Source organism: Streptomyces sp. NTH33, assembly GCF_003236365.1.
Classification (GTDB): Bacteria; Actinomycetota; Actinomycetes; order Streptomycetales; family Streptomycetaceae; genus Streptomyces.
The window spans coordinates 1-9,471 of record NZ_POTZ01000282.1 but is presented as its reverse complement, the minus strand read 5'-3'; the positions used below and the strand labels follow the sequence as shown (position 1 = coordinate 9,471).

Below are 9,471 nucleotides of genomic sequence, written 5' to 3'. Positions count from 1 at the left end.
GCACCGACGCCATCACGCACCTCCAGCACGCCACCACCACGGACGCACCGGACCTACCTCACCCACCCCGGCACCATGCCTGACCAGCACGAACCCAGCCCCCACACTCGGTTTCGAGAAGCCCTCTCACCGGTGCTGCTGTTGCTGTTCGTGGCCGGTGTGGTCGTCATCTGGTACGCGGGTATCAAGCTATCCGACACCACGGACGTGCTCGCCGAACGACTTCATCTGGGCAGCGCGCTGGGCGGGCTGATCCTCCTTGCGATCGCCACCAGCCTGCCGGAGATCGCCATCACCGTCAGCGCCGCCCTTGGTGGCCGGCCAACTCGACGTCGCCGTCGGCAACATCCTCGGCGGCATCGCCATCCAGACCGTCGTCCTGGCCATCCTGGACGCCGCCGGCGTACGGCCGCGCGCCCCGCTGACCTGCCTGGCCGCCAGTCTCCAACCCGTCCTGGAGGGCGTGCTCGTCTCGTGGTCGTCCTGGCCGTCGTCGTGATGGCCACCCAGCTCTCACCCGACCTGCACGCCGCTCGCCTGGCCCCCGCCTCCGTCGCGATCGCTGCACTGTGGCTGATCGGGCTGATGCTGCTCAACCGGGCCGTGGTGGGAGGGCGGCGACGCCCCCGACAGCCAGCCCGAGCCGCGCGGCCACTCCCGCGGCAAGAAGGAGAAGGCCGCCACCAACCAGGGCGCCGGCATCAGCCGCGCCGCGCTCATCTTCGGTGCCGCGGCCCTGGCCACCCTCGTCGCTGGCGTCGTCATCGAGCGCAGCGGCGAGGAGTTCTTCACCCGTCAGGGCCTGAGCGGTGTGCTGTTCGGAGCGACGGTGCTGGCCGCGGTCACCTCCCTGCCCGAGATCAGCACCGGCCTGACCTCCACCAGGCTGGGCGACTACCAGCTCGCCGTCAGCGACATCTTCGGCGGCAATGCCTTCCTACCTGTGCTGTTCCTCCTAGCCACCGTCATCTCCGGCAAGCCCGTCCTGCCCGCGGCCCACGACACCGACACCCACCTCACCGCGCTCGGCGTCATCCTCACCGTCGTCTACATGGCCGGGCTCGTCTTCCGACCGCGACGCCAGTACGCACGGATGGGCATCGGCAGTGTCACCGCGATCGTCATCTACCTCATCGGCATCGCCGGGCTGGCCACCATCGCGACCTGACCAGCGCAGCCACGCCCCGGCCCAATGAGGGCCGGGGCGTGACTGGAAGACCTGGCAAAATGCGAAAGGTGCTCAGGGCGTGGCCAGAGCCCCTGGTCGGACCAGCGCAACGTGGCCCTCGCCTCCCCGCGAGTCGGCCATGCGCGGCTTCCTCCGCCGCACCCGCACCGAACTCGGCGTCGCCGCCTGAGACCGGTACGAGAACGCTGTTGCTGCGGCAGTGTGCCGCGCACCGAAGGACTCGCGCTGGCGTTCGGCCTTTCCATGCCCCGGAGGGGCAAAGATGTTCACTCCTGGCGGTGAATACCCTTACCGTCTCCGCAAATTGGCTGGGCTGACCAAGGCTCTCGGCAGCGTGGCGATCCTCTGCGGTGAGGATTCGATCACCGCGGCAGCCTGGCCGCCCTCGAGGTGACCGGCTCCCGTGCCGTCCAGTGTGAGATGGCCTCTGGTGTCAGCAGCCGTCAGTATCGTGCCCGTCGTGTTGGTAGGAACTGAAGAGACTCGGCTGATCGTCCTGCGCGGCAACAGCGCCTCGGGGAAGTCGTCCATCGCGGCTCGCCTACGCGAGCAGTTCGGCCGCAACCTGGCCCTGGTCGGCCAGGACAACTTGCGCCGCGTCGTGCTGCGCGAGCGCGACCGGCCCGGCGCAGCCAACATCGGCTTGATCGGCATGACAGCTCGCTACGCGCTGGATGCCGGATTCCACACGGTCGTCGAGGGAATCCTGTATGCCGACCGTTACGGCGCGATGCTTGAGGACCTCGTTCGCGACCACCGGGGCACCTCTCGCTGCTACTACCTGGACGTGCCGCTCCAGGAAACGCTCGTTCGGCATGCGACGAAGCCCGATCCGGCATACCTGGCCCATGTCACCGACCAGCACCTGCGTGATTGGTACCGCGAGCGGGACCTGCTGCCCAGCGGCATCGAGACCGTCATCGACGCCAGCAGCACCCTGAGCGAGACCGTGGAGCGCATCATGCGCGAGACCGGCCTGGACTGGGTGCCGGCCATCGACCGCTGAGGACATCGGTTGATGGTGTAGGGCACCTCCAATTCCACGCCAGGAGGTTTGTGGATCTGCCAGATGTTGACTGCGGGCATGCCAAACCCCCGGAATCACGGGGAGACGCTGTTTCTGAACCCCAAGATCGTCGAGCTGGGAGCGCGTCACGGTTTGTGATTGCTCGATCCCTCGTTTTAGGGGGTGCGGCTCGCGGTATTCGAGTACGGAGATCGCCATGGGGCGGCCCCAGAAGTTCTACCTACTGTGATCTGGGGCCGCTCGTCGCGGGCTGGCTCGGAACTGTTTCAAAGCTCAAGAACAAAGAGGGTGTCGTCCGTGTGCTGACGCGGCCGTGTCGTTGCCCGGGCTGTGCTCGTTGGCCGGTGACACTGGTGCAGCGTAGCGGTCTTGAGCCTGTCTCCCCGTGCGGGTCACGGCCGCGCCTCTCACCTGGTTGAACCGGCCGGTGAAGAGCGGCCCCGGGACATCATGGCTCGACCAGACCGGGGCCGCCCCTGCTCCAGCCCCGACCTGCGAGCATCGTCGAAGCGGGGACAGAAGCCGCGGACTGCTCCTTCGACGGTGGGGTCGGCCGATGGCCGGCTCCGCGGACGCGTCAGGTGTCCTGCAGGACTCGTGCGGGGGTGGTTGTGCGGGTCAGGCGGCGGGTCATCAGCGTGATCGATGCCCAGGTGATTAGGGTCTCGGAATGCTGAATGAGCCTCTCGTAGTCCCGGGCATGCCGGCGGGCGTTCATCGTCCAGGCCAGGGACCGCTCCATCGCCCAGTCACACTGCACGTATGGATGGTCTGGGCAGTGAGCGGGTGCCGATAATCGGCCGAGAGGGCCTGCTGCGGCTGGCCGCGGTGGCCGAGCGGCTGCGGGATCGTGGCGAGGGAGATGAGTCGCCATGTGTGACGAGAGTGACGTCGGCCCCAGACGACGGTGCGGACGGCACCGGCACGGGGCGAACGGGTGTGGGCCGCACTGCCGGAGGTGAACCGGCGGGCGGTGGTCCAGCGGCTGGTGAGACTGGCCGGTCGCGCGGTGACCGCCGCGGTGGTGGCGGGTGAGCGGAGCCGGCCATGACGGCGGTGATGCCCTGGGAACGGGCTGACAGCAAGGTGAGCGGCCGCCATCTCCAGCGCCTCGCGGCGGTCTATATCCGCCAGTCCACGCGGCAGCAGATCGTGGACCATCAGGAGTCGACGCGGCTGCAGTATGCCCTGGTGGATCGGGCGGTCATGCTGGGCTGGGCGGCGGACCGGGTCCTGGTGATCGACGACGACCTGGGCAGGTCGGCATCGAGTGCGGTGGCCCGCACCGGCTTCCAGCGGCTGGTCACCGAGATCGGCCTGGACCACGTCGGCCTCGTTCTGGGCAGCGAGATGTCCCGCCTGGCGCGTTCGGGCAGGGACTGGTACCAGCTCATCGAGTTGTGCGCCCTCTCCGGCGCGGTGCTGGCGGACATCGACGGGGTCTACGACCCGGCCGAGTACAACGACCGGCTGCTGCTCGGCCTGAAGGGCACGATGAGCGAGGCCGAACTCCACCTGATCAAGCAGCGGATGTGGCACGGACGCCTGAACAAGGCCCGCCGCGGCGAGCTTGCCTTCCCGCTGCCCAGCGGCTATGTCCGCCGCCCCTCGGGCGAGGTGGTCTTCGACCCGGACGAGCAGGTGCAGACCGTCATCCGCCTGATCTTCAGGCAGTTCGAGCGGATCGGCACCCTGCACGGGATGCTGCGCTACCTCGCCGACCACGACATCGAGTTGGGCATCCGGCTGCGGGAGGGGCCGGACAAGGGCACCCTGGAGTGGCGCAGGCCGAACCGGATGACGCTGCAGACCCTGCTGCACAACCCCGCCTACGCCGGCATCTACGCCTACGGCCGGCGCCGGGTCGACCCGCGCCGCAAGGACCCGGCCCGACCCAGCACCGGACGAGTCGTCCAGGCCCGTGACGAATGGCTCGTGATGATCCCCAACGTCCTGCCCGCCTACATCTCCGTCGCCCAGTTCGAGGCCAACGAGGCCAAACTGGCCGCCAACCGCGCCCGCGCCGAGGCCATGGGCGCGGTCCGCGGTGGGCCGGCGCTCGCGGCCGGGCTGGTCTTCTGCGGCCGCTGCGGCCGGCGCATGACCGTGCGCTACCACACCCAGCACAGCAAGGCCCTGCCCGAGTACCAGTGCGTCCGCAACGTGACCAACTACGGGGCGCTGGGGACCTGCCAGCTGCTCAACGCCGCCTGCGTGGACACCTTCGTCGAGCAGCAGGTCCTCGCCGCGCTGACGCCCGCCGCGGTCGAGGTCTCCCTGCACGCCGCCGACCAGATCCTGGCCGAGCGGGCCGAGGCGGAGAAACTGTGGTCGCAGCGGCTGGAGCGGGCCGCCTATGAGGCCGACCGGGCCCGCCGCTGCTACCACCTGGCCGAACCGGAGAACCGCCTGGTCGTCCGCCAGCTGGAGAAGGAGTGGGAGACCGTGCTGGCCACCCGGCAAAAGCTCCACGAGGAACATGACCGCTTCGCCCGCACCAGCCCGCGCATCCTCACCCCCGCCGAGCGGCAGACCCTCACCGCCCTGGCCGGCGATATCAAGGGGCTGTGGCACGCGAAGACCACCACGGTCAAAGACCGCAAGGAAATCGTCCGCGCGATCGTCGACAAGGTCGAGCTCACCGTGATCGGCACCAGCGAGCGGGTGAAGGCGACCATCGTCTGGGCCGGCGGCGCCACGACCTCCGGCGAGATCATCCGCCCGGTCCAGCGCCTTGAACAGCTCAGCTACTACCCGCGGCTGGCCGCCCGGATCCGGGAACTGGCCGGCCAGGGCATGCGCAGCAGGGGCATCGCCCGCTGCTTGGAGGCCGAGGGCTTCCACCCGGCCAAGGGCGGCAAGAAGATCTCCGAGCCCACCGTCCACGAGCTCATGCGCCGCCTCGGCTGCTCGTCGGCACCTGTCCACCCGCGCCGTCCCGCGCCCTCGGGCGAGGAACCCGGACCGGACGAGTGGTGGCTGGATGAGTTGGCCGCGGAACTCGAGATGCCCAAGGCCACCCTGCGCTCCTGGATCCGCTGTGGCCGGCTGACCGCACGCAAGGAGAGTCGCCCTCCCTACCGGGTCGTCGCCCATGCTGACCAGGCCGAACTCGCCGAACTCCGCGAGCGCCGGACCCGCCCGCCCGGCTGGTACAGCCGACGCCTCTGGACGGAATCCGCCGACGCGACAGCCGACCTGCATTCATGAGTGCAGTGTGCTTGACGCATCTCGACGACCCAGCGGCGGGGCAGGATGACGAAGCCGGGGGTGCCCTTCGGGCGGCTGACCGTCTTGATCGTGAGGTTCAGGTGCCTCTTTGCCCAGGTCACGAGCTTGCCCGCGGAGGCCCGGCCGGCCCAGACGATGGTGATCTCGGGGTGCATCAGGCGGAGGCGGAAGAGGACCTCCTTCGCCGCGGCGGAGTCGTGCAGGTCGGCGGGGGTGACCATGACCATCAGCGGCAGGCCGCGGGTGTCGACCACGAGATGGCGTTTGTGGCCGTTGATTTTCTTCCCTGGGTCGTAACCACGGGTTTCTTTCCCGACGGTCGATGCGGCTTTGACTGACTGCGAGTCGATGATCACGGCCACCGCCCGCAGAGCTTTGCCCATCTCCCGGCGGATCCGCCCGGCGAGCTGTTCACGGATCTGGTTGATGACACCGCTGGCTGCCCAGCGGGCACCGAGACTGACGGTCGCCCGGTACACCGCCACCACCCGTGGCCGGGAGCGCGACCTCAGCTCGTCTGATCCCCATGATCACTGGACAGGCCAGCTGCAGCCGCCCAGAAGAAGACGTGCCCGCACGTGGGGGACGGCATTCGCGAGCGTTCGGCGAGGACGATCAGCGCATGGCGCAGTTCTGTGCTCAGCTGGAAAAGCCGGCGGCTGTACTGCCCACCCCTGTAGGTGTACAGCCGGAAGACGTTGACTGCGAGTTCGTCGCGGCCGTCGGCGAAGGTGTCCGGGAGTCCGGCGAGCAGCTCGAAGTCGCATTTACCGGTCGCCGCGTCAGCCACCGCGCTCAGAGGTAGGACGTCAAGTTCTGCGGCAGATATGGAAGTGTCGACCGCGACGGCATGGGCGGCGAGGGCCGCGAAGACCTCGATCAGCCGCTCGCCTTCCACGATGTTCATGCCCCAGACCCCCAAATGCTCGTGGCGGCGGGCCTGGCGCCACGCCTCCTCGTCCACCACAGGCAGCAGGACGCGGCCCAGGCTCGAGCAGCGACGCCACAGCAGGTCGTGATCGGAGGTCACGCTCCCTCCTCCCTAGGCAAATGGAACACATAGGGCCGAGGACCAGCCCGACCGCCACAGGTCCTTTAACTTCCCACTACGCACAGTGCACGTACAGACCGGAAGCCAAGATCCCCGAAGCGTCAGCGTCCCCGAGGGCGGCGGGGGCTTCTTGTCGTTCTACGCCAAGGCCGCACTGAGCTGCAGAAAGAATAGGTTGCGGAATAATTGACAGCGGGTGGTTAAGTCGGCAGGATGCCCTTGTGACGCAACCGATCTCGGCCGACGAGGCCACTCAGGTCCTGTCCCCGCACCTCGACAGCATCGGATCGTGCATCGACCGGGGCTGGAAGCGCTGGCGGGCGCTGCTCGCCCGTGACGCCGAACTGGGTGTCATCATCAGCAACCGGTCCCGCGCCAGCCTGGTGTACGACTTCATCCGGTACGAGGCGCTGAACACCTTCGACGGGGACCCGGAGGTGACCGTCAGCGACAGTAGGGGGTTCCTGCTTCTCACGTTCTCGGACAAGATCGTGATGCGGTTCAAGAAGTTCCGCGATGGCAGCCTGCGCACCAGCGGCATCCCGACCCAGCAGAGTGTCGAGTACGCCAACCAGGTGCTTCCGGGCATGGACGAGTTGACGCACCTGGTGGCCGGCTACTTGCCGGATGACACCGGGATCGGCCTGCGCTTGGCGGCCATCACCTGCACCCTTGACAAAGACCAGCTGTGGGTTCTTGAGCTGGATCTGGGCATCGATCAAGTCGCCGCGCCGGTCACTCCCATCCCGGTCGCCAGCACGCAAGATCAGGTGGATACCATCGTCCGGCCCAAGCCGGCAGCAGAAGACACAGGCCAGACCGCATCGGAAGAGAGGTAATCACCATGAACCCGCGCTTGCTCCAACTCGCGCGGGAGTCACGCGGACTGTCACAGTCCAAGCTGGCCAGCCTGGCAGGCATCTCGCAGGCAGCGCTGTCGAAGGCGGAGAACCGCGTCGGACCCCTGTCGCCTGACCGGCTGGCCGTGATCGCAGACGTGCTGGGCTATCCCCTGGAGCTGTTCGACTGGCCTGATGAGCCCGTGGGCCTGGGACCATCGGGCTTCTACCACCGCAAGCAGTCCGGACTGGGCAAGACGGCGCTCCACCGCATCGAGGCGGAAGTGAACCTTCTGCTGATGCAGCTGCGTCGACTGGAAGCCAGCGTGGAGATCGACCCGCCCTTCCGTCTGCCGGTGCTGGACATCGAGGAGTACGAGCCCGAGGAAGCGGCCGCCAGGCTGCGGGCCAGCTGGATGCTTCCCGACGGACCAGTGCACGACGTCATCCGCACCGTCGAACGGGCTGGCATCGTCGTGGTTCGCCGGGACCTGGAGTCCCCGAAGATCTCCGGACTCAGCGTCCGTCCGCCCAACGGCCTCCCAGTGATCATCGTGAACACGGGGATGCCGCCTGCTCGGGAACGCTTCACTGTCCTGCACGAACTCGGGCATCTGCTCTTGCATCAGTTTCCCAGCGACGACGGGGAGCGCGAGGCGGACCGGTTCGCATCGGAGTTCCTCATGCCTGCGCGACTGATCGGGCCGCACCTGACGGGCCTGAACATCCAGCGCGCTGTGCAGCTCAAGCAGTACTGGAAGGCTTCGATGGCTGCGATCATCCAGACAGCCCGTCACCTCGGCAAGATCGACGATCGCAAGTACAAGAGTCTCCAAGTGCAGATTTCCCAGCTCGGCTACCGGCGGAATGAGCCAGCTGAACCGGAACGGGAAGAGCCCCGGATCCTGCCCAGCATGCTTGATCTGCACCGGAGCGAGCACGGCTACTCGGATGCCGAACTCGCCAAAGTCGTGGGACTGAAGGTCCGCGAGTTTCATGCCGAATACGGTGCGGCTCGTGGGCTTCGCGCCGTGTGATCCCGCTACAGGTCGCCCCCGCCCCCTTCGGGGACGCTGTTGGTTAATTCGAAGGCAGGCCCTACTCGGCCCCGCCGGGCTTCGGCTCGGCGGGGCCGAGTGCTGCGAAGTGGCTGGTGCGGGTGCGGGCCCGGGGTGTGCCGATCAGGTGGGCGTCGATGTTCAGTGGGGCAGGCGGGTCAGCTCTCGTCGGAGTCGCCGGTGCGGTGTCGGCGGGCGGCTACGACAGTGCCACCCCCAGCGACGAGGAGCAGTCCGGCTCCGCCGAGAAGCCACGGGGTGGCGTCAGCTCCGGTGTGCGCGAGGGATCCGCTGGCGGCGGGAGCTGAGGTGCTCGACGCGGTCTTGCCTGTGGTCGGCGTATGGGACGGGGTCTTCGACGGGGCCGAGGAGCTGTCGTCACCGGGCTTGCCCGTCGTCGGCTTGTCGGTCGGCTCGTGCGCGGGCTTGGTAGTGGGCTTGTCCGAGGGGTCGGAGCTCGGCGGTGTCGTGTGGGTCTTGGCGTTCGTGACGGTCACGGTGATCGGGTCGCCGGGCTTGGCCTTGAAGTTGATCTGGCCCTTGTAAAGGTCATATCCGGTCGGCGCCTTGATCTGCCTGACCCAGAAGTCCGTACCGGTGCGGCTGGTGACGGGCAGCTTCGCGGTGGCTGTGCCCTCGGCACCGGTGGTGAGCGTGAGGAGGGTCTTGTCACCGCTGCCGATGTTGACAGTGGCGCCGGGCAGCAGCTTGCCGGTCTTGTCGTCCTTGGCCTTGAGGGTGACCTGGACGGGCTTGAAGGGGTCGACGACGGTCACCTGGGCGGTGGCGCCGGGGGTAACGATCACATCCTGATCGGCGACGACCTCGTGGAGCGGGCTGCCCGAGGCGGTCTCCTTGAGCCGGTAGATGCCGGGGGCGAGGCCGGTGAAGGTCAGCTTGCCGTGGGTGTCGGTCTTTCCCAGGCCCGCTTCCTGGCCCGTGGCATCGAGCAGGAGGAACGTGGCTCCCCGCAGGACGTCCCCGGCCGGATCCTTCTTGGTGATGGCAACGCTGCCGGCGTCGGGCTCGGGGCCCTCCGTGGGGGCGCTGGAGGTGGAGGGCGTCGGCTCGTTCGG

Annotated in this window: 8 protein-coding genes and 3 pseudogenes; 7 read left to right on the top strand and 4 right to left on the bottom strand. The window is 68.0% G+C overall.

Annotated elements, in window-relative coordinates; genetic code table 11:
• Positions 1 to 75: 75 nt before the first annotated feature.
• The 4 genes and pseudogenes from C1I97_RS42750 to C1I97_RS24100 all read left to right on the top strand — a co-directional run.
• A pseudogene (locus C1I97_RS42750) lies at positions 76 to 264 on the top strand (hypothetical protein); the annotation flags it as partial.
• A gap of 49 nt (positions 265 to 313) precedes the next feature.
• Positions 314 to 499, top strand: coding sequence for a hypothetical protein (locus C1I97_RS40715; protein WP_220040855.1), 186 nt, complete (start codon positions 314 to 316; stop codon positions 497 to 499).
• A 201-nt stretch (positions 500 to 700) separates the two neighbouring features.
• Positions 701 to 1,168, top strand: coding sequence for a hypothetical protein (locus tag C1I97_RS40710; RefSeq protein WP_220040856.1), 468 nt, complete (start codon positions 701 to 703; stop codon positions 1,166 to 1,168).
• A 484-nt stretch (positions 1,169 to 1,652) separates the two neighbouring features.
• Positions 1,653 to 2,195, top strand: a complete 543-nt coding sequence (locus tag C1I97_RS24100) for a kinase (protein WP_181446885.1) — start codon at positions 1,653 to 1,655, stop codon at positions 2,193 to 2,195.
• A gap of 631 nt (positions 2,196 to 2,826) precedes the next feature.
• Here the strand turns inward: C1I97_RS24100 and C1I97_RS24095 are convergent.
• A pseudogene (locus tag C1I97_RS24095) lies at positions 2,827 to 2,964 on the bottom strand (IS5-like element IS4811 family transposase); the annotation flags it as partial.
• Positions 2,965 to 3,263: 299 nt separating this feature from the next.
• On the opposite strand from C1I97_RS24095, the gene C1I97_RS24090 reads away from it, so the two are divergent.
• Positions 3,264 to 5,426: a recombinase family protein gene (locus tag C1I97_RS24090; RefSeq protein WP_111005273.1), complete on the top strand. Its 2,163-nt coding sequence runs from the start codon at positions 3,264 to 3,266 to the stop codon at positions 5,424 to 5,426.
• On the opposite strand, the pseudogene C1I97_RS24085 reads toward C1I97_RS24090, so the two are convergent.
• Positions 5,408 to 5,806, bottom strand: a pseudogene (locus C1I97_RS24085) (transposase); the annotation flags it as partial. The gene C1I97_RS24090 and the pseudogene C1I97_RS24085 overlap by 19 nt on opposite strands.
• Positions 5,807 to 5,955: 149 nt before the next feature.
• Positions 5,956 to 6,477, bottom strand: coding sequence for a hypothetical protein (locus C1I97_RS24080; RefSeq protein WP_111005272.1), 522 nt, complete (start codon positions 6,475 to 6,477; stop codon positions 5,956 to 5,958).
• Between the two features lie 242 nt (positions 6,478 to 6,719).
• Here C1I97_RS24080 and C1I97_RS24075 point away from each other — a divergent pair, with 242 nt between their 5' ends.
• Positions 6,720 to 7,337, top strand: coding sequence for a hypothetical protein (locus C1I97_RS24075; RefSeq protein WP_111005271.1), 618 nt, complete (start codon positions 6,720 to 6,722; stop codon positions 7,335 to 7,337).
• Between the two features lie 5 nt (positions 7,338 to 7,342).
• A complete protein-coding gene (locus C1I97_RS24070; RefSeq protein WP_111005270.1) occupies positions 7,343 to 8,374 on the top strand; it encodes a helix-turn-helix domain-containing protein in 1,032 nt (343 codons plus the stop codon).
• Positions 8,375 to 8,553: 179 nt separating this feature from the next.
• Here C1I97_RS24070 and C1I97_RS24065 read toward each other — a convergent pair.
• On the bottom strand, positions 8,554 to 9,471 hold a 918-nt coding region (locus tag C1I97_RS24065; RefSeq protein WP_111005269.1), incomplete at its 5' end, for an MSCRAMM family protein.

What these genes read in the sequence shown, in the direction of transcription:
- C1I97_RS24090 (WP_111005273.1), top strand. Translation starts at nt 3,264, where the DNA reads ATGACGGCGGTGATGCCCTGGGAACGGGCTGACAGCAAGGTGAGCGGC.
- C1I97_RS24070 (WP_111005270.1), top strand. Translation starts at nt 7,343, where the DNA reads ATGAACCCGCGCTTGCTCCAACTCGCGCGGGAGTCACGCGGACTGTCA.